The organism is Xanthomonas sp. 4461, from assembly GCF_024806475.1.
GTDB classification, from domain to species: Bacteria; Pseudomonadota; Gammaproteobacteria; order Xanthomonadales; family Xanthomonadaceae; genus Xanthomonas; species Xanthomonas arboricola_F.
Genome location: NZ_JANTYV010000006.1, coordinates 187,662 through 205,810, shown reverse-complemented (window position 1 = coordinate 205,810; position 18,149 = coordinate 187,662). Strand labels below are relative to the sequence as shown.

At 63.8% G+C, this 18,149-nt stretch carries 15 protein-coding genes and 2 pseudogenes; 6 read left to right on the top strand and 11 right to left on the bottom strand.

Annotated elements, in window-relative coordinates; translation table 11 throughout:
• Nucleotides 1-71: 71 nt before the first annotated feature.
• Both FHY19_RS19585 and FHY19_RS19580 read right to left on the bottom strand, forming a co-directional pair.
• Entirely contained in the window at nucleotides 72-2,822 is a 2,751-nt protein-coding gene (locus FHY19_RS19585) for a S8 family serine peptidase (RefSeq protein ID WP_259167964.1), read from the bottom strand.
• Between the two features lie 1,201 nt (nucleotides 2,823-4,023).
• A complete protein-coding gene (locus FHY19_RS19580; protein ID WP_259167961.1) occupies nucleotides 4,024-4,656 on the bottom strand; it encodes a carboxymuconolactone decarboxylase family protein in 633 nt (210 codons plus the stop codon).
• Nucleotides 4,657-5,589: 933 nt separating this feature from the next.
• Between FHY19_RS19580 and FHY19_RS19575 the strand changes: the two genes are divergently transcribed.
• The 4 genes from FHY19_RS19575 to FHY19_RS19560 all read left to right on the top strand — a co-directional run bounded on the left by FHY19_RS19575 (nucleotide 5,590) and on the right by FHY19_RS19560 (nucleotide 9,636).
• A complete protein-coding gene (locus FHY19_RS19575; protein WP_259152444.1) occupies nucleotides 5,590-6,006 on the top strand; it encodes a hypothetical protein in 417 nt (138 codons plus the stop codon).
• Nucleotides 6,003-7,325 carry a sorbosone dehydrogenase family protein gene (locus tag FHY19_RS19570; protein WP_259167959.1) on the top strand — a complete coding sequence of 441 codons (1,323 nt, stop codon included), beginning with the start codon at nucleotides 6,003-6,005 and terminating at the stop codon, nucleotides 7,323-7,325. Before FHY19_RS19575 ends, FHY19_RS19570 begins: the two co-directional genes overlap by 4 nt.
• Before the next feature lie 401 nt (nucleotides 7,326-7,726).
• Nucleotides 7,727-8,413 carry a thermonuclease family protein gene (locus FHY19_RS19565; RefSeq protein WP_259167957.1) on the top strand — a complete coding sequence of 229 codons (687 nt, stop codon included), beginning with the start codon at nucleotides 7,727-7,729 and terminating at the stop codon, nucleotides 8,411-8,413.
• Nucleotides 8,414-8,580: 167 nt separating this feature from the next.
• Complete coding sequence (locus tag FHY19_RS19560; RefSeq protein ID WP_259167956.1) at nucleotides 8,581-9,636, top strand: Gfo/Idh/MocA family oxidoreductase; 1,056 nt, start codon at nucleotides 8,581-8,583, stop codon at nucleotides 9,634-9,636.
• Between the two features lie 314 nt (nucleotides 9,637-9,950).
• Here FHY19_RS19560 and FHY19_RS19555 read toward each other — a convergent pair.
• From FHY19_RS19555 to FHY19_RS19540, 4 genes and pseudogenes are all read right to left on the bottom strand, one after another.
• Nucleotides 9,951-10,106 (bottom strand): annotated as a pseudogene (locus FHY19_RS19555) (SPFH domain-containing protein); the annotation flags it as partial.
• Nucleotides 10,107-10,348: 242 nt separating this feature from the next.
• Entirely contained in the window at nucleotides 10,349-10,624 is a 276-nt protein-coding gene (locus FHY19_RS19550; RefSeq protein ID WP_259167954.1) for a hypothetical protein, read from the bottom strand.
• 171 nt (nucleotides 10,625-10,795) lie between these two features.
• A complete protein-coding gene (locus tag FHY19_RS19545; RefSeq protein ID WP_259167952.1) occupies nucleotides 10,796-11,221 on the bottom strand; it encodes a YqaA family protein in 426 nt (141 codons plus the stop codon).
• 200 nt (nucleotides 11,222-11,421) lie between these two features.
• On the bottom strand, nucleotides 11,422-11,964 hold the full coding sequence (locus FHY19_RS19540) for a TetR family transcriptional regulator (RefSeq protein ID WP_259167950.1): 543 nt from the start codon (nucleotides 11,962-11,964) through the stop codon (nucleotides 11,422-11,424).
• 223 nt (nucleotides 11,965-12,187) lie between these two features.
• Here FHY19_RS19540 and FHY19_RS19535 point away from each other — a divergent pair, with 223 nt between their 5' ends.
• Nucleotides 12,188-12,799 (top strand): DUF1349 domain-containing protein, encoded by a 612-nt coding sequence (locus FHY19_RS19535; RefSeq protein ID WP_259168146.1) that lies wholly within the window; start codon nucleotides 12,188-12,190, stop codon nucleotides 12,797-12,799.
• Nucleotides 12,800-13,008: 209 nt separating this feature from the next.
• The gene (locus tag FHY19_RS19530; protein WP_259167948.1) at nucleotides 13,009-14,154 is read left to right on the top strand and encodes an MFS transporter; all 1,146 of its coding nucleotides are present in this window, start codon (nucleotides 13,009-13,011) and stop codon (nucleotides 14,152-14,154) included.
• 174 nt (nucleotides 14,155-14,328) lie between these two features.
• On the opposite strand, the pseudogene FHY19_RS19525 reads toward FHY19_RS19530, so the two are convergent.
• The 5 genes and pseudogenes from FHY19_RS19525 to FHY19_RS19505 all read right to left on the bottom strand — a co-directional run.
• A pseudogene (locus FHY19_RS19525) lies at nucleotides 14,329-14,490 on the bottom strand (RDD family protein); the annotation flags it as partial.
• 30 nt (nucleotides 14,491-14,520) lie between these two features.
• On the bottom strand, nucleotides 14,521-14,799 hold the full coding sequence (locus FHY19_RS19520) for a hypothetical protein (RefSeq protein WP_259167946.1): 279 nt from the start codon (nucleotides 14,797-14,799) through the stop codon (nucleotides 14,521-14,523).
• 315 nt (nucleotides 14,800-15,114) lie between these two features.
• Nucleotides 15,115-16,512, bottom strand: coding sequence for an alginate export family protein (locus tag FHY19_RS19515; RefSeq protein ID WP_259167943.1), 1,398 nt, complete (start codon nucleotides 16,510-16,512; stop codon nucleotides 15,115-15,117).
• A gap of 6 nt (nucleotides 16,513-16,518) precedes the next feature.
• Complete coding sequence (locus FHY19_RS19510) at nucleotides 16,519-17,409, bottom strand: glyoxalase (RefSeq protein WP_259167941.1); 891 nt, start codon at nucleotides 17,407-17,409, stop codon at nucleotides 16,519-16,521.
• 306 nt (nucleotides 17,410-17,715) lie between these two features.
• The gene (locus tag FHY19_RS19505) at nucleotides 17,716-18,021 is read right to left on the bottom strand and encodes a XapX domain-containing protein (RefSeq protein ID WP_259167936.1); all 306 of its coding nucleotides are present in this window, start codon (nucleotides 18,019-18,021) and stop codon (nucleotides 17,716-17,718) included.
• Between the last annotated feature and the right edge of the window lie 128 nt (nucleotides 18,022-18,149).

The window sequence follows — 18,149 nt, the reverse complement described above, 5'->3', positions numbered from 1 at the left end:
GCCGGGACCTTCGCAGTCGGTGGCGTTACGCGGCCGGCGGATGCCGTCGCGCAACCGCCGCCAGCGCTGGATCAGAACTGCCAGCGTAGACCGACATTGGCGTTGATGCTGTTGGAATCAGAACGTCCACGCTCGGCGCCCACATTGCCGTACAGCGAGAACGCGTCGTTGACCTGGTACCGCACGCCGACCGAGGCGCGCACGGCCTGCCTGGACACCGGCGTCCCTGCCACGTTGAAGCGCGCTTCCGGCAAGCCGGTGAACCAGGCGCTGAAGTCGGCGTTGGGGTTGCCCAGCAACGAGCGGTAGGCGACCAGACCATCGAAGCCCCACTTGCCGTGTGCCAGATGGCCGCGCACGCCCGCCTCGGCATACCCCGCGCGCAAGGTGTCGCTGCCGGCGCTCAGGCCCAGACCGGTCACCGAGGCTTCGCTGAAGGCATCCTGGGTCTGGCTGACCACACCTGCGGCAACGAAGGGCGACAGCCCGGCATGCGGCAGCAGGCCGACTTCCGCGCGCAGCGACCAGTTGGTGTCGTGGCGACGGTCCTGCAAACGCTCGCCGATGCTACCGGCCTGCACGTTGCGCTCGGTCTCCACATTGCTCATGCCATACGAACCGATGCCCGACAGGTACGCCTGGCCGATCGGCTGGTACAGGTACGCGGTCATCGCGTAACGGTCCGAGCGCAGACGGCTGGCCGAAGCATCGATGTGCGCGCGGTCCTGACCGGAGGTCACCGCCGCGCCTACCACCGTGCCGGCACTGCCGATTGGCAGATCCACACCGAAGGTGGTGGCCTGCTGGGTGTAGTCGGCCGATGCAAACCCGCTGCGGCTCAGATCGCCATCCAGGTAGCTGCCCTGCATCCAGGTGGTCAGCGTGGTGGTGTCGGCCAGGTAGGGCAGGCGATCGGCAGCAACACGCGCATCGTTGAGTGCCGACTGGAAGCCCAGCGTGCGCTCGATACCGTGCACCTGGCCGGCCAGAGTCGGCAGCGATGCGGCAACCTGCGCATTGGATGCCGCCAGCAGCGAGCCGGTGGCGCTGATCAGACCACCCAAATTTGCGGTGTCGCCGGATGCCACGCGGGTGTCCAGCACCTTGACCAGCGCATCAGCCTGGGCAGCGCCGTTGACCACGGCCTGCGGCGCACCCGCGGCCTGCGCACTGGCGGCCGACGCATTGCGGGTCAGGGTTGCGGTGACAGTGGTCGGGTCGTAGGAAAGCGATGCGGTCCAAAAGAAATTGTTGGCGTACTGCACGCGGTCGAACGTGCCCTGCAGGACACCGGCCCTGACGATCTTCTCGCTGCTGCCGACGCTGTAGCCGGACGCTTCCGGCAGCAACAGCAGATTGCCCTTCAGGCTGGCCAAGCCTGTGACGGTCAACCCCTTGCCCAATTCGATGGCGGTGGTGCCGGTGCTGTTGACCAGGCTGTAGCCGCCGTTGATCACGCCGCCGCGCGACTCGAAGGTGGCCGAGTTGGCCACCACAAGATCCGAGCGCAGGCTGCCGGACAGCGCCAGTACGCCGTCAGTAATCGTGGTGCCGCCGGTATAGGTGTTGTTGCCGCTCAGGGTGAGTTTGCCGCTGCCATTCTTGGTCAGGCTGCCGCTGCCTGAAATGTCGTTGCCGAAGGTGCTGTCGTAGCCTGCACCCACGGTGGCGGACCAGTTGCCGGCGAACTGGCCCGGGCCCTTGATCGCCTTGGCCGCATTGACCAGGCCCCAGCCATACAGCGCATCCACGCCCGGGTCGCCCAGGTCGGTAGCGGTGGTCAGCAGGGTCTGTTGCAGGTTGGAGGCGCTCATCCACGGATACACGCCCAGAACCTGCGCCGCGACGCCGCTGACCGCAGCGGTGGAGAACGAGGTGCCGGCGATCTGGCCCTGCAATTCGGTGCCGGCCAGCGCCGGAGCGGTGAAGCTGCCCGGTGCCACCAGGCACCATTGCGCAGCGGCGCCACAATGGTTGGAATAGCTGGTCAGACCGGCCGCATTGCCGGCACTGTCGACATTGATCGCGCCCACCGCCAGCCAGTTGTTGCGCACGCTGGCTTCCTGCACCGGCGTCGCCGCCGGATACGAGGCTTCGGCGGCGCCTTCGTTGCCGGTCGAGGCGACGATCAGCGCGTCTGCCTGCACCAGCGGCGTCAGCGCAAATCGCCAGGCGGCTGCCGCATTGGCGCTGCCGGCGGCGTCGGCATACGAGGCGCCCAGCGACAGATTGGCGATGCGCACGCCGGAGGCGGCCAGATCCACCGCCGCGCGGCGGGCCTGCTGGGTACCGCAGGAATTCTCTGCGCAGATCCGCGCATAGAACAGGTCCGCATCCGGAGCGACGCCACCGGCAAAGCCGTCCTGCGCCGAGCCCAACGCCAGCGCCGAGACGATGGTGCCATGGCCGCGCAGCGCGTTGGACGACGACTCGGGCGTACCCGGGCTGGCGGTGTAGTCGGTGAAGCCATCGACCTTGCCGGCAATCGGCGCGTAACTCGGCATCAGGTTGTCGTCCAGCACCGCCAGCTTCACGCCCTGGCCGCGGGCACCGGCCTGCTGCGCCAGATCGGCATTGATCGGCACCAGCAGATTGCTGCCGACGCCTTGATAACGGGCAGGCGCGGGTGTCGGAACCGGCGCGGTCTTGGGCAGCGGATCGGAGGTGGTGCCCGGGGTGGTCGGCGCGGTCGGCGTAGGTGCCGGCGCAATCACCGTACTCTGCGGCGGCTCACTGCGGACGTTGCCGCCACCGCCACCGCCGCCACATGCGGTCAGGACAAGACAGGAGGCGATGGTGGTTGCAAGTAGCGAGCGATTCATAAGCGTGGTCGATTCCGTTGTAGGCGCGCCGCTACCGCTGATTCTGAAATTTGGCGCAGAAGGTCCCAGCGCTGGCGGTCACCAACGAAGGCGTTTAATTTCACGTGTTATTCACTTCAAACCACAGCGGTCCGTCCCCTCGGAGTTGCGCTGACGAAGTACCCGGCAAATACGTTGATGCACTCGCCGTGTGCCTGCGGTTTGTTTAACGGCGCTAGCCATTAACTCTAAAGTCTGAATGGACAGTTGCTATTCAGAGAAAAAGATCGCGCGATAGGCAGCGCCGATTCACTCCATAGCGATATCGGACTAATAGGCGGCTAACAGATCAAAACACGGAAAATTGTCGGACCGAACGCAACAATAGTCCGTCACATTTCGCAGAGGGCGGCCATCCTAAATGCGATGAAGAGCGTGGGTAATCGGGGAATCACGTCGAAGATGTGGGTAAATCCCTCACGCCTTGTGGCGAATTCAACCGGAAGTTAGGCGCCCTAACGGACTCTGCTGTACGCAGCGTGATTTTGAATAATTTTGAGTGCGACGATGGTTTAAACGGTCCAGGCGAAATTGTCCCCCGATGTCATTGCGATAGAACGTCCTCTCACAACGCCGAGCGGCCTCGTCCGATTGTGCGAAATTCGACGTCTGACGGCGCTGATTGCGCAATCGGTTGCGACGAAAATGAATGATTTGAATAATTTTGTTTATCTTTTGAGGATTTTCTCAAAGTCGTCGCCTTCTAGGACGCCCAGGATGATCTGGGCGTTATTTAATTATCCGATCTTGCAACCCCTTTAGGTTCTTGGGCGAATGCGAGAGGGGGAGGGCGGTGCGAACAAGCTTTTCGCATAGCCAGCGTCCGAAGCCTACAGAGGTTCAGCCCGCTTGGTGTGGACGCCGGTGACCGCAGCCTCAGACGTATCGCGCAAGGCGGTGAGTCGCGGCTATCAGGTTTGAGCGATCTGCTCAGCCAGGGCCGCCAGTCTTCATGCACGGCACGGCGTGGAGGCCGGCGCGGTGCCCGCACTATCCGCAGGTGTGAGCGTGGGCGTTCACATAGTCGACAGGCCGGTAATGATCCAGCGGGCAAGCACGCATGCCGTAGCGGCGATTTCACCGTGGCCAGGTCGCTCCCAGCCACGCGGCAGCGCATCGGGCGAATCGCCCGCCCGGCGGCTGCATCAGCGGATCGGCATTCTCACTGCGTCTTGGCCAAGGCGGCCTTGGCACGGGTGCCGGCCGCCGCACCGACCCGTGTATCCAGCACCTGCGCCAGCGCATTGAGCTGCGCGCTGCTCACACCGATGTTCATGCTGATCTTCAGATGCGACTGCAGTTGCGAGTCCACCCCCTCCAGCGCTGCGAGCATGCTCACCGTTGCCAGCTCGCGGCTGACCCAATCGAGGTTGTCGCGCGCGAAAATGTCGCCGAACAGATGCGTCTTCAAATAGGCATCGATGGCCGGTGCGAACTCGAACAGCGGCCCAGACACCGCCGCCCCCACCAGCTGCGTTTGATTGGCGGTGCCCAACGCAAGCAGTTCCGGGCCGGTCGGCACCGGACCAGGCAGCTCGCCCTGCGTGTCGGCAAGGCCGCGCTGCTGCCGCGCTTGAACCACCTGCATCAGCGCCGACAGCGCATTGAGGCTGCGCGGAAAGCCGGCATAGGCGTAGACCTGTACCAGCACTTCCTTGCATTCGTTGATGGTCAGCCCGGTGTCCAGGCCTGCCTCCAATGCGGTGGTCAAACGGCCGATATCGCCGGTCGCCGCAAACGCGGCAATCGGTGCGATGGCTTGCTGTCGGGGCGACAGACTTTCCGAGATGGGCATACCGATGGACTCCGGGGAAGGTGTTGCCGCGGGGGAGGGGGCAACCACACAGACAGCGACCGCGCCAAGGACGCTGGTCACGAGGCGCGCGAGCACGTGAGGCCGACGCACCGAAGTGGTCGGTCTGTCAGATACAGATCTAGGGGTCGCTGCGCTGAAATCCAAGCGCTATCTCCTTGCGTGATGCGATAGCCGCAGGCCTGGGCGGCTGCGCGATGGGCCATGCGCCGCGATGCGTCTGGACAGGACATGGCGCCAGCATGCCGTATCCGCCTCGCCGTTCCAGCCGCGTGTACCGCATGCAGTTATGAGGTGCGCTCATTACCGCGTGGCGGTAACGGTGTGATGCGCCGAGATCGTTTGATGCGCCGACACTCTCTGCAAGCGGGGCGATGGCAGCCCACGATTAGACAGGCAACGGACCATCCAGCGGTTTGCAGCACGTAAGTGCGCAGCGCTCTGCGCAGACCCAAGACGCCACCGCCTCGCGTGCCAATTCTGTGGTGGCGGGCGCAGCCGCGACAGCTGGTGCAGCATGCGCTACCCCGGCTGCGCTCAATACCGCTGCCAGCAGCACTGCTCCGATCGTCTGCATCTGCCTGCTCCCTGAGTGGATGCGGCCAGCCTAAGAGCGCGTGTTCGCTGCACCGAGCACTCCATGACCTGTGGTCGGTGTGCCGGTCCAGTGGTCGTGTGGCGGGATGAGCGGCGAGGTGTCTGGTCGGACTGCGCGAGTGAGTATTGATGGAAGCCGACAGGATGAGGATGCCAGCTGGCCTTTGAGCATTGCCAGGCGCAACCGCGCACCGACCCGGTGCGTGCAACAGTGCGTTCATGGCATGGGCAGGGGCGGTGCTCGCAAAATCGTCCTGCTCATCACACGCCAGCTGGCAGCATCGGGGCACGTTTCGCCATTGCCCCAACGAGTCCGCCATGAATGCAGCTGTCGTTTTGCCCCGTCGCTGGGCTATCCATCCATTCCATGCAGCCGTGCTCGGCGGCGTGTGGCCTTTGTTCCTTGGCGCGCTATTGAGCGACTACGCCTACTGGAGCAGCTATCAGATCCAATGGGCCAACTTCGCGTCTTGGCTGTTGGTGGGGGCCATGGTGGTGACCACCCTCGCGCTTGTGGCCGCCATCGTCGGGCTTGTGCGCGGCAGCCGCAACGTCATCTATGTACTCGCATTGGTGGCCACCTGGATCGTCGGATTCTTCGATGCGCTGCATCACGCGCGCGATGCCTGGGCCATCATGCCGGCGGCTTTGACGCTGTCGGCAATCGCCACGCTGTTCGCTTTGGTCGCCACCTGGGCGGGATTGTCTGGTCTGCGCATGGGAGGTGCACGATGAGCCGCTACACACATGTGCTTGCAGTCTCCGTCCTTGCCGCGGCATTGGCCGCCTGCGGCAAGGCGCCCGAGCTCGATCAGCACGGCGCCACGCCGGAATTGCCGGCCCCGGATCGCGGGGTACTGCCCGACATGACGATCGCCGAGCCCACCGCATGGGGTGACCGCAAGCCGACCGTGCCGGCGGGGTATCGCATCACCGCCATCGCGACCGAGCTCGGCATTCCGCGCCAGACGCTGGTGCTGCCGAATGGCGACATCCTGGTGGCCGAAGGCCGCGGCGGCTCTGCGCCAAACCTCAAGCCCAAGGACATCATCGCAGGCCCGATCAAGGCCAAGGGCACATCCAAGGCCAAGAGCGGCAATCGCCTCACCTTGTTGCGCGATGCCGACGGCGATGGCACCTATGAAATGAAGACGGTCTTTGCCGACAAGCTCAATGCGCCCTACGGGCTTGCGCTGATCGGCAACGCGCTGTATGTCGCCAATCAGGACGCGCTGCTGCGCTTCGACTATCGCGAGGGCCAGACCAAGGCCAGCGGCGCACCGAGCAAGGTGACCGATCTGCCATCGGCCATCAATCACCACTGGACCAAGGCGCTCACCGCCAGTGCGGATGGTCGCTACCTGTATGTGGCGATCGGCTCCAATAGCAACATCACCGAGCGCGGCATGGTCGCCGAGGTCGATCGTGCGCAGGTCTGGCAGGTGGACGCGGCAACCGGCGCGCACAAGCCATACGCCACCGGCCTGCGTAATCCCACTGCATTGGCCATCCAGCCCGGCACCGGTGCGCTGTGGGCAGTGGTCAACGAGCGCGATGAAATCGGCCCGAACCTGGTGCCGGACTATCTGACCTCGGTCCGCGAAGGCGGCTTCTACGGCTGGCCTTACAGCTATTGGGGCAAAAACGTCGACGAACGGGTGATGCCGCAGGATCCGCAGAAAGTGGCCTCTGCAATCACACCCGACTACGCGCTGGGCTCGCATGTGGCCGCGCTGGGCGTGGCGTTCTCGTCGCCGGTGATGGGCGCGAAGTTTGCCGACGGCGCATTCGTCGGCGAGCACGGCAGCTGGAACCGCGACCCGCCAGTGGGCTACAAGGTGGTGTTCGTACCGTTCCGCGACGGTCGCCCGGCAGGTCAGCCGATCGACTTCGTCTCCGGTTTCCATGGCGATGACGGCAAGACGCGCGGCCGCCCGGTCGGTGTCACTGTCGATCCGCGCGGTGCGTTGATCGTGGCCGACGACCTGGCCAACATCATCTGGCGCGTGACGCCCGAAGCAGCCGCAACCGCAACCGCAGCTACGCCACAGTAAGCCGCAATGCGAGAACCCGCCCGCGCGCATCATGCGTCGGGCGGGTTTTCTATTGTTGTCGTGATACGCAAGGCGGCCAGACAGCCAGATGCCTGGCAGTGCGCCCAGCAGGGCAGGGCGCGCGCGCAACAACGCGAGGCAGGTGGCGTGCGCGCCATGCACGCCATGCCTGCGGATGAGTTGCACACTGCGATGTAGTGCGTCGCCAGTTGATCGTCGCGCGCAACCTGCAGGAGATAGCCATCCCCACCGCATTCGCATACAGTGCCGGCCCTGCGTCGGCACTGCCGCGTGGACGTCTGGCGTCAGGACAGCGCCGGGCAAGGCCATCCGGCTGAGGGTGCATACACGGGAAGAACGCATGGACGACTTCTACCGATCGCCAAGGGACGTTGTTGTCGATGTTGTTCAGATGGGTGTGGGGTGTTGTTGGTGTCGCGCTCGTTCTGCCTGCCAGCGCAGCAGAGCTTGTCGGTCGGGCCGCCGTCACCGATGGCGATACCATTACCGTGGCGCACAAGCGCATCCGGTTATGGGGAATCGATGCGCCGGAAAGCGCACAGCAGTGCAATGGCGCGGATGGCGTTGCGTGGCCTTGCGGTCGTCGTTCCGCGGCGGCGCTGGACGGTTACCTGATGGACAAGACCGTGCATTGTCGGCAAACCGATACCGACCGTTACGGGCGTCCGGTTGCCGACTGCTTTGTACAAGGGCAATCGGTCAACGGCTGGATGGTGCGCAACGGCTGGGCGGTGGCGTATCGCCAATACGCCACCGCGTTCATCGCCGATGAGCGCATTGCACAGCAGCAAAAACGCAATCTCTGGCAGGGAACCTTCCAGCAGCCTGCCGAATACCGCCGCAACAAGCGCCAGCAGATTGCTGCGCGCGCGTCGGCAACTGTATCGGCAGCGGTGCCGGGCGGGTGCGTCATCAAGGGCAATATTTCGGGCAAGGGCAGCAAGATCTTCCACATGCCCGGTCAACGCGATTACGCGCGTACCAGCATCTCGACCAAGAAGGGCGAGCGCTATTTCTGTTCGGCGCAGGATGCGCTCAATGCCGGTTGGCGGCCTGCCGCCCGTTAGGCGGGGAACCGGATCGGTAGGCCGGGCATGAGATGCACACAATGCAGCACGCGCACCGGCCGTGTTCGCTGCGCGGGGTTGCAGCCCTGTGCCTGAGCCGCCATGCCGCGCCGATCGAAACGCGTGGTTTGCTAGCATCGACCGCTCCACGACAACGCGGCGACCCCATGCCACTGCTCCACGTTCCCGAGCCCGATCTGTTCGTGCCTGGCCAAGGCGAGCCATCCCTGCGCTGGGGCGTGCTGGGGCCGGGCGCGATTGCAACCGCCTTCGTGCGTGCGTTACGCAACAATACCCAGCAACGCGCGGTGGCAGTTGCTTCGCGTAGCGGGGAGCGTGCGAACGCGTTTGCGAAGGCATGGGCGATCGAGCGTGCGTACGACAGCTATCAGGCGTTGGTGGAAGACCCGAACGTCGATATCGTCTACGTCGCCACGCCGCATAGCGAGCATCTGGAGCACGGCCTGCTTGCGCTACGTGCGGGCAAGCATGTGCTGATCGAAAAGCCCATCACCACCTGCGCCGACGACGCGCGCCTGCTGGTACAGCAAGCGCGTGCACGCGGTCTGTTCCTGATGGAAGCGATGTGGACCCGCTACCTGCCGCACACCTCGGTGATCCGCAAATTGCTTGCCGACGGCGCGCTTGGCCATGTGCGCCAGGTGTTTGCCGACCTGAGCCAGCGTGGGCCCAGCGACCCCGCGCATCGGCAACGACAGCCCGACCTTGGCGGTGGCGCGCTGCTGGATCTGGGCGTCTACGCCGTGCAGTTTTCCTCGATGATCCTGTCCGCGCCCACCGCGATCGCTGCCGTCGGCGAACTCACCGACACCGGCGTGGATGCCTTTTCCACTGTCGTGCTGTCGCATCGCTCGCAGGCGCAGTCGACCTTGATCAGCTCCATCGTCGCGCGCAGCAGTTCGATGGCCTACGTCGCCGGCACCGAAGGGCGCATCGACCTGGCCGGGGACTTTCACAATCCGTCCAGGCTGCGGATCGGCAGCAACGATGACGCCGGTACGCCTGTCGAATGGACAGACCCGACCGGCATTCAGGGCTACGACGGGCTTTCATGGCAGGCCAACGCGGCAGCACGCTACATCGGAGAAGGCCGTCGCGAGTCGCCGCTGCATCCGCTCGACGAAGTGGTGCAGATCATGACAACGCTGGACCTGGCGCGCGCGCAGCTGCAGGCAGCGGCAGTCAGCGCCGCCATGGCTTGAAGCGCATCACCCGTGGCAGCGACAGCGCAGCCGATACAACTTAGGCCGCCTGGTGCCTGATGCTTGCGCTGCACCGCAACGACACTGCCGCATCGCGTCAGTCGGACTGCCTGCACTCCTGGCAACCGAAGGCAACGCGGATGTCACCAGTCAATCGCTCTCGCGTCGCACCCGGGTGCGGTAGGCAGACACATTGTCGCCGGCGATCTGCGCGTTGCGCGTGCCGATGATCGTATCGACCTTGATGTCGGTACCGCTCACCGGCTTGGCATCGATCTTGGTTTCGCGCTCGAACGCATGCGACTGATCGGTGTTGCGGTGTTGGCACCACGCCCGGCGTTGCTGCCCTGCGCAACCGCCGCAAACAGCGCCGCCGTGGCCGGCAGGCCCGTCGGTACGGTGTAGAAATCCTTCCACTGGTCGGCCAAGACGCCGCTGACCGTACCCACCACCGCCTGGATCAGACCCATGAGAACATCCTGTCGTTTAATAGACCGGCAGCGTACCTGTCTTGCGCGCGCAACTCTATGCCCTGCAGCAGGTGCAGCGCGGCGTTGACGGCGACACTACAGAGCGATGTGCCGATCCAGCAACGACGGCGACTGCAACGCACCACCTGCATCCCGGCGCCACACATGCAAAGCCCCGCATCTGCGGGGCCTTGCATCATGCATGCGGCGCCGCGGTAAGGCGCGCTACGCGTGTCTGGCGATCACGGTAGATCGCATTTGATCTTGCCGTCCACGTAATACGGTTTGGGAACGTCGGGATTGGTGCTGGTTTTTTCGAACACCACCTCGAACGAGGCCATGTCGACCTTGCCCTGACGTGAGGTGCAGGCATCCTGAAGTTTCTTCTTCACCGCTGCGATACCGGCATCGCGGTTGGCGCCATCGGCACTATTGGTCAGGTTGGCCACCTCCGCCCAGGCCTGGGTGCTCAGGCCAAGCAGGCACCCGGCGAGCAGCATGCTGTGCAGCTTCTTCATACGATCTCCTTTGCAATGTCCATTGTGCAATGTCCCTGGATGCGCAGCAGATGGGTTGCGGCGCGTCGCAAGCATAGGCATGCCACGTTAAGAACCCGTGCGCGGCCATGCGCATCCATGGCGCGCCGCGTCATTTGCGTTGCACGTCCGGCAGGCTTCACCTGCCTGCCGTTACCGCACAAGCGTCAGCGTTGCCCACGCGAGCACACCGTAACGTGTGGTCTTGGCGACCGCCACCAACGGCAGGAAGACACGCAGCGGCTCACGCATGACCCCGGCCGCCAGCGTCAGCGGGTCGCCGATGATCGGCATCCAGCTCAAGAGCAGGGACCATTTGCCGTAGCTGCCATACCAGGCTTGCGCGCGTGCCAGGGCCTGCGGCGTCACCGGAAACCAGCGTCGCCCCTGAAAACGCACCAGTTCGCGCCCGATCCACCAATTGATCAGCGAGCCCAGCACGTTCCCCACGCTCGCGGCGACCACAAGCCCCACGACCGAACCGCCATCGAGCAGCAGCGCAACCAATGCCGCCTCCGACTGCGCAGGGAGCAGGGTGGCGGCAATCAACGACAGTGCGAACAGCGAGAGATAGCTCAAGCACGGCCTATGGGTTGGTCATGGCGATTTGAATGTAAAAGAATGCTGGATAGCTTTGGGCCACGCATGCATTGGTCGACGAGCGACAGCCACATCCGCAGCACATCACCTGATGGCTCGGTGTGCAAACGATCCGTCTGTCGTCATGCAGGCGATGGCCTGTTACGCCCATTTCCCAACAGGACGGCGCCCAGCATGCATTACAGCAAGGCCAGCTGTCCCACCGCATTGCGCACGCTTTTCTTGGTCATGCGCACCACCGAGCGATGGATCGTCATCCCTTCGATCAAGGCATCGATGGCACTGGCAGCGGGCTTGGAAAAATGCAGCTCCAGCGCCGCGCGACTGCGTGCCATCCATTGCTCCATGATCGCCGTCATCTCCGGGTGGCGGCGCGCAAACGCGTACAGCTCGTAGCTCAGCAGCAGGATCCGCGGCGAGGCGGTGCTGTCGGCAAAGATGATGTTCACCACCGCATCGCAGGCCTGGTCGCGGTTGTTCGCAGCGCGGATCTCGGCAGCGAAGTTTTTCGACACCTCCTGCGAGAAGCGGGTGAATGCCGCGATCAGCAGCTCGTGCATGGAACCGAAGTAGTAGGTGGTCGCGCCCAACGGCACCTGCGCTTGTTCGGCAACCTTGCGAAAGGTCGTCCCGGCCACGCCATGGTCGATGACCACCTGCAAGGTGGCCTGCTCGATGTGTTCTTTTCGATGTGGGTCTTGCTGCCAGGTCCTGCCGCTCATCTGTGTTCGCGCACGTATCGACCAGGCGATGGTAATCCAGAGTTGACTTGCCAATTGGTACGGATGTACAAATTGACACTAACGGCTTTGCGATGATTGTGAGAAAGCATCGAAGAGCCTTGCCTTTTCGTCACGAGGAATACGTATGACGGGTTCGGAAAAACACCAGGTCGATATCGCGCGCAGGGCGACACTGGGCGGCTTGGCCGCTGGTGGCGTGGTCATGGCAACCGGTGCCGGCGCGGCGCCATCAAGCAGCTGGAAGCCAGGACAATGGTTGAACGAGCCCAAATCGCACCGCATTGTGGACGGCAATGTATTGGAGGTGGTGACCGACAAGGATACCGACTTCTGGCGCGAGACCCATTACGGGTTCACCCGAGATAGTGGGCACTTTCTCGGCATCGCGGCGCCGGCAGCGTTTACCTGCCAGCTGCGCGTCCGCGCCAAATTCGAGCAGCTCTACGATCAGGCCGGCCTGATGATCCGCGTCAATGATCGCCAGTGGGTCAAGGCGGGCATCGAGCTCAGCGACGGCCGCGCGATGCTCAGCAGCGTTCTTACCGATGGCAAGTCGGATTGGGCGACAGGTCCTTACGAAGCCGATCCGTCGGACTTCTGGATCCGCGCCACCGTCGACAAGGGCGTACTGCGTTTGCAAGCGTCCAAGGACGGCAACTACTGGCCGCTGGTGCGGTTATGCCCATTCCCGGTCGCTGCTCGCTATCTGGTGGGCCCGATGACCTGCACGCCAGAACGCGGGGGCTTGAAGGTCCACTTCTCCGACTGGATGCTTGGCCCGGTGCTGGACAAGGACTTGCACGATCTGTCCTGAGCGCCTGGCGCAGCCAAAAAAAGACCGCGGTCATCGCCGGGCGGAAGCGGCCGGTGCGAGGTGCGAGTTGCGAGGTGCGAGCCATGCCACGCGGACACTGCGCTGCCGAGTGCGCAGTCACGGCGACCTGACCACGATTCGCCGTCCTTCTTGGTCGCTTCTTGCGCCGTCCGTGCTCGGCAGGCGATGTCTTTGCAGTTGGATCATCGATGACTTCTCGTGTTTCCCACCGTGCGCAACAGCACGCAACCCGCGCCGCATTCTTCATTCCCGGATTCGCCGTGTCGATCTGGGCGCCGCTGGTTCCCTTCGCCAAGCACCAATCGGCATTGGACGAAGCGAGGCTTGGACTGGTCCTGCTGTGCCTGGGTGCCGGATCGCTGCTAGCGATGCCCGTCGCCGGGGTGTGGGCGTCACGCGCGGGCTGTAGGCGCGTGATGCTGGCCACTGTTGCAATGATGTGCGTAGCATTGCCGTTCTTGAGCGCAATGCAATCGGCAGCGGCATTGGGCGCGGTGTTGTTTCTGTTCGGCGCCGGGGTTGGCGCGATGGACTGCACGATGAACATGCAGGCAGTCGCGGTCGAGCGCGAGAGCGGCAAGGTGATGATGTCCGGCTTCCACGCCTTCTACAGCATCGGCGGCTTTGCCGGCGCCTTGCTGATGACGGTGCTGCTCAGCCTGGGCATCGCACCGCCGATCGCTTCGATGATCGGCATGCTCAGCATCGTGCTCGTCGCTGCGCTGGCTGCCCCGCATTGGAGAGCGGAGCAGGGCACTCAGCCAGGCCCGCTGCTGGCCTGGCCGCGGGGTGGCGTCTTGTTGATCGGCATGCTGGCGTTTGTCGTGTTTCTCGCCGAAGGCACCATCCTGGATTGGAGCGCGGTCTTCCTGACGCAGGTTCGCAGTGTCGATACCGCCGTGGCCGGCGCAGGCTATGTGGTCTTTGCATTGACCATGACTGCCACGCGGCTGTTTGGCGATGCATTGGTGCAGCGCGTGGGCCGCGTCCGATCCATCATGCTAGGTGGACTGGCTGCATGCGTGGGCTTTCTGATTGCAGTACTGATGCCCTGGTGGCAGCTCTCGCTATCGGGCTATGCATTGATCGGACTGGGATGCGCCAATATCGCGCCGGCATTGTTTTCGATGGCCGGTCAACAGCGTGCCATGCCCGAGGGCCTGGCGATCACTGCGATGACGACATTGGGTTACGCCGGCGTCCTGGCCGGCCCCGCCTTGATCGGCTTCGCCGCCCACGGTTGGGGGCTGACAGCCGCGCTGATGCTCGTTGCCGCCGCCATGCTTGCGGTCGCGATTGCTGCCCGCTGGTTGCGGTCGGAGTACGCTGAGTAGGGCGGCGCAGAGCTGGACAAAGCCTTGGCTATCAAGGAAGAAGCAGGCAAATGCAAGGCTGTTGGCAAGGCCGCCAGCGTCGTTGCGACATGATAAGCACCTCGGCTACATTCAACGATAGATTGGCCCAGACCGCAGCAGCCACTACCGGCAGTCGGCCACTATCCGCAGCGTCTACTGCAGGCTTGGTGCTGAGACACCACCACCCGCGGCCAGCGCCTTTGGCGCGAACCGGTAACTAGTCGAACGCCATGACGATGCGATGCCCAGATCATAGCCGTAGACCAGTGTGACTTGAATGGCCACCATCGCAGCTGCTTTCTTGTCGTTTGTTAATCAATGCAGCGAAGTGGAAGCGCATCCGTTTCATTTCCATTCTGTTCCTTTGCTTGCCAGCCCATTGGAAAAGGCCCGTTCAATGAATTCACCGAGGAAGAAGCGGTTCACCATGCTGATCTTGTCATCACCGGAAGAGTGATTGAAGCGAGAGAGGCGATGGACCTGAATCCCCAGGGCATGCAACGGCCCTATGCCTATCGCCTCAAGATTCGCGTGGAGCAATGGGTCAAGGGTGGTGGCAATAACATCGTGGAAGTCATAGACGATTTTGGAACGGACTGCGACGGTTTGAACGGAGTAACTCATATCATCGATTCTCCATTCCTCTCGGTTCCAAGGTGGAAGATATATATCAAAAGGTGGCACGGACAACTCTACGTTGGCACGGCGCGTCCAGGCTAACCCCCTGTGTGCCGTGCGAGAAGGAAGGAGCCCAAGCGCGATCGCTTGCGCAAGCGCGTTGCCATCAACATGCTGGCATTAACGGGTTAGTGGCGCTTTGCATTCATTCACCTTTGCGTCTATCGACGCAAAGGTGCTTCAGCCGCACGCGCGCATCCGTTCGCCGTGCCGTCCTGGTCATCGACAGTCTCGGCGCGGCCGCGGGCGATTCAGCGCCAGCTACCACATGAACTTCATCTCGCAGCCAACGTAGTTGCTGTCGTGGCCACCGGCGGCACGCACGGTGTCACCCACCTGGTAATGGACTGCTTCGATGGCGGTCTGCAGCTGTGCATTGAGCTTCCAGTCACCGCGCAGCTGCAGATAGCTGCCCGTCCAGTGATTACCGTTGCCTGCGGTGCCGGCCAGCGGAATATCCGGCTGCACATAAACGGCGTCGGCGGTGCTCTGCCGCCATAACAGGCCCAACGCGGCAGTGACACTCAGGCGCGTAGTGGGCCGCAGGGTGAGCATCGGTTTGACCTGCAGCAGGTTGCTGTAGCCGGTGTAGCCCGCCAAGTTGATGTACGCGCCGTTCGGAAACAGTGGGTTGAAGGTTCCAAGCCGTCTATCGCCCGGATGTCGATCGCCGGAAGCGGTGTCGATCTGCAGCCCCAGACGTGGCATCAGCGCAGTGTCCTGCAGGGTGTAGCCCGCCTTGAGGCCGAGCGCCCAGGCACGCGCGCGGCTGTTGCCGACCTTTCCACGTTGCCCCATCGCTTCGATATCCCAGTCCAGGCCGGTGTGTACACCTGCGAAGCGGGCATCGAGGATGTCGCGTCGCTCGTTGCCGGCGGCATCGAGAAAGCTGGCGTCGTCCTGCCGATAGCGCGCGTAATACAGCGACAGTTCGTCGCTGCCCAGGACGTGGCGTTCGACGCGCACGGTAGCAAGGCGCAGATGTCGGTTGGAGAGATCGTCGAAACTACGGACATCGGCGTACTGCACCGGCTGGCTGACAAACGCAATCCAGCGCCATGGGCCTGTCTCGTAGTTGACCCACACCGCATCGAAGGACTGGCGCACATTCGGGCCATCGCGCAGCGAGACGAATCGCTGCAGGTCGAAGGCAAACTCCTGCCGGCCCATGCGCAGCCTGATCTGGCCAGTGCCCAGCGGCGCGGTGTAGGCGAGGAAGGCCATGCGCAGGTCGACGCGATTGGCATCGGCAGGGCCGATGCGGCGTTTGTCCACTGCGCGGACGTCTTCCAGTTGGGTGAACAGCTGCAGGTGCTCGCCGACCTGCACATCCAGGTGCGCCTGCAGCCGGTGCAACAGATAGCTGTCGCTCTCGCGTCCGATCCCCAACGCTGGCGTGTGGTTGCTTTCGAAGCGTTCGCGCAGGTTGATGCCGAACGAAGCGTAGCCCACATCGCCAAGCGGCACATATTTCAGGCGATCGAACGGGTGCGTGCGCAGCGCCGGATCGGCAAGTGGCGACCAGTCTTCCTGCCAGCGGTTGGACTTGATGGCAGGACGCAGCGGTGTCGCGGCAATGGCATCGACGGAAGCCCGTGCCCATGCATCGGCGCACGGGCACAGCAGCAACGCCAGGGGCAGTGTGAGGCGTAACGACATATGCAATCAGGAGTGGAGTTCGGCGTGCAGCTCGGCGACATATCCACCGGGAAATTCCACCATCGCCGACTGTCGACCCGATGCGGTCACGGCAGGCACCAACACCTTTGCGCCGGAAGCGGTGGCGCGGGCGAGCGTTGCCGCAAGGTCGTCGACGGCGTACCCGGTGAGCTCGTGCCCATACGGATAGGGCAGGTGGCCGTCGGTCACCAGCACCTGCAGCGCACCGAAGCCGGAGCCGATGACGATGCTGCGGTACGTGGCGCCAGGCCGGCCGATCAGCGTTGCGTCCGCATGACGGTCATCGTGCAGCAGCTTGCCATGCGAAAACCTCAGCCAGGCTTTGACAAACGCATCGGCGCGATCGGGCGAGACGTAGACGCGGTTCTCCGGAATCGTCGCCAGCGGTGGGTAATGCGGCGCGCTGTCGTGCCAGTACAGCTGCATGCTGACGCCGCCCGGCCAGGCAATCACCGCATCCATGCCGATCGGATCCTTGAACGGTGCAACCAGCACCTCCGCTCCGGCAGCGCGTGCGGCCGCGATTGCCTGCTGCATGTCGGTCACCAGGTAGCCGGTGCGCTCGCTGCCGAAGGGGTGGGGCACAGGTGTGCGGAATCCGAACAACGACACGGTGCCTGCCGGCGTCTGCACCAGCTGCGAGCTGGTACGGCTGGGCGTCGGCGTGACCGTGGCGATCACTTGGCGCGTGCTCTGCCCGCCGAAGGTTGCGGCGAAGCTGTGCGCGAACGCATCCACATCGGCAGGTGCCACATAGACGTGCGTGGTGTCGTATTGCGGACCGACCGACACTGGTGCTGCGGCATCGGCAAGGACCGGGAGGATCGCGCTCAACACCAGCGCAGAGGACAGGCTCAGGGAAAGCAACGGACGCATGGAAGTTCCTTCGGGAAAGGTGGAGCGACGGCATTGCCGGCCATGGGTAATCGATGCCATCGCTGCAAGGAGGCATCTGCACGCGAAGCGTTCTTGTACGCCGTTTGACCAGGGACGCCACTTGCTACACGCCGCGTGTGGTGTCGTGTTTGGTTGATCAAGCCGGCGATCCGTTCGGTAGCTCGCGGCGCATCGCCACAGGGAACAGTCGACTGATCGACGCGCCGTCGCAGCAAGGCTCCGGCCGGCAACGCAACCTGGGCTGCGCAGGCGGCATGCACCATCAGACCGGATGCACAGGTGCGCTTACGTGTCGTCCCCGTCGGTTTGCGCGGTTGGCGGCGACGGCGCTTGCGGTGCATCCGTCGATGCGCGTTTGCCTGCGGGCAGATGCCCAAACATATGCGGCTTGACCTGATGGCCGATCCACGAGGCTTCGGCCTGGCTGCGCGTTGTCAGCTGGCGTACAAGAGGCGGCAATTGCTCACCGATCAGGATGCCGAGCAAACCGACCAACGCAATGACCGGTGGCGCTGGCGAGCGCACGTTGAGCAGGCTGTAGATCACGCCGACCAGCAGGCCGGCGCCGAGCGAGAGCAAATAGGGCTTCATCGTGCGACTCTCCTGTTTGAAACACGCTTCGCGCACGTCTGCAGTCGATGACGTGTTCGAATCGCCGCCAGCCAACTTGCCTGATCGCGAGGCGAGCGCAGTGCACCGGCCGCGAGCGTCCCGCTCTG

What these genes read in the sequence shown, in the direction of transcription:
- FHY19_RS19575 (WP_259152444.1), top strand. Translation starts at nt 5,590, where the DNA reads ATGAATGCAGCTGTCGTTTTGCCCCGTCGCTGGGCTATCCATCCATTC.
- FHY19_RS19540 (WP_259167950.1), bottom strand. Translation starts at nt 11,964, where the DNA reads ATGAGCGGCAGGACCTGGCAGCAAGACCCACATCGAAAAGAACACATC.
- FHY19_RS19520 (WP_259167946.1), bottom strand. Translation starts at nt 14,799, where the DNA reads ATGAGTTACTCCGTTCAAACCGTCGCAGTCCGTTCCAAAATCGTCTAT.
- FHY19_RS19570 (WP_259167959.1), top strand. Translation starts at nt 6,003, where the DNA reads ATGAGCCGCTACACACATGTGCTTGCAGTCTCCGTCCTTGCCGCGGCA.
- FHY19_RS19530 (WP_259167948.1), top strand. Translation starts at nt 13,009, where the DNA reads ATGACTTCTCGTGTTTCCCACCGTGCGCAACAGCACGCAACCCGCGCC.
- FHY19_RS19585 (WP_259167964.1), bottom strand. Translation starts at nt 2,822, where the DNA reads ATGAATCGCTCGCTACTTGCAACCACCATCGCCTCCTGTCTTGTCCTG.
- FHY19_RS19565 (WP_259167957.1), top strand. Translation starts at nt 7,727, where the DNA reads ATGTTGTTCAGATGGGTGTGGGGTGTTGTTGGTGTCGCGCTCGTTCTG.
- FHY19_RS19515 (WP_259167943.1), bottom strand. Translation starts at nt 16,512, where the DNA reads ATGTCGTTACGCCTCACACTGCCCCTGGCGTTGCTGCTGTGCCCGTGC.
- FHY19_RS19550 (WP_259167954.1), bottom strand. Translation starts at nt 10,624, where the DNA reads ATGAAGAAGCTGCACAGCATGCTGCTCGCCGGGTGCCTGCTTGGCCTG.
- FHY19_RS19560 (WP_259167956.1), top strand. Translation starts at nt 8,581, where the DNA reads ATGCCACTGCTCCACGTTCCCGAGCCCGATCTGTTCGTGCCTGGCCAA.
- FHY19_RS19510 (WP_259167941.1), bottom strand. Translation starts at nt 17,409, where the DNA reads ATGCGTCCGTTGCTTTCCCTGAGCCTGTCCTCTGCGCTGGTGTTGAGC.
- FHY19_RS19505 (WP_259167936.1), bottom strand. Translation starts at nt 18,021, where the DNA reads ATGAAGCCCTATTTGCTCTCGCTCGGCGCCGGCCTGCTGGTCGGCGTG.
- FHY19_RS19535 (WP_259168146.1), top strand. Translation starts at nt 12,188, where the DNA reads ATGGCAACCGGTGCCGGCGCGGCGCCATCAAGCAGCTGGAAGCCAGGA.
- FHY19_RS19580 (WP_259167961.1), bottom strand. Translation starts at nt 4,656, where the DNA reads ATGCCCATCTCGGAAAGTCTGTCGCCCCGACAGCAAGCCATCGCACCG.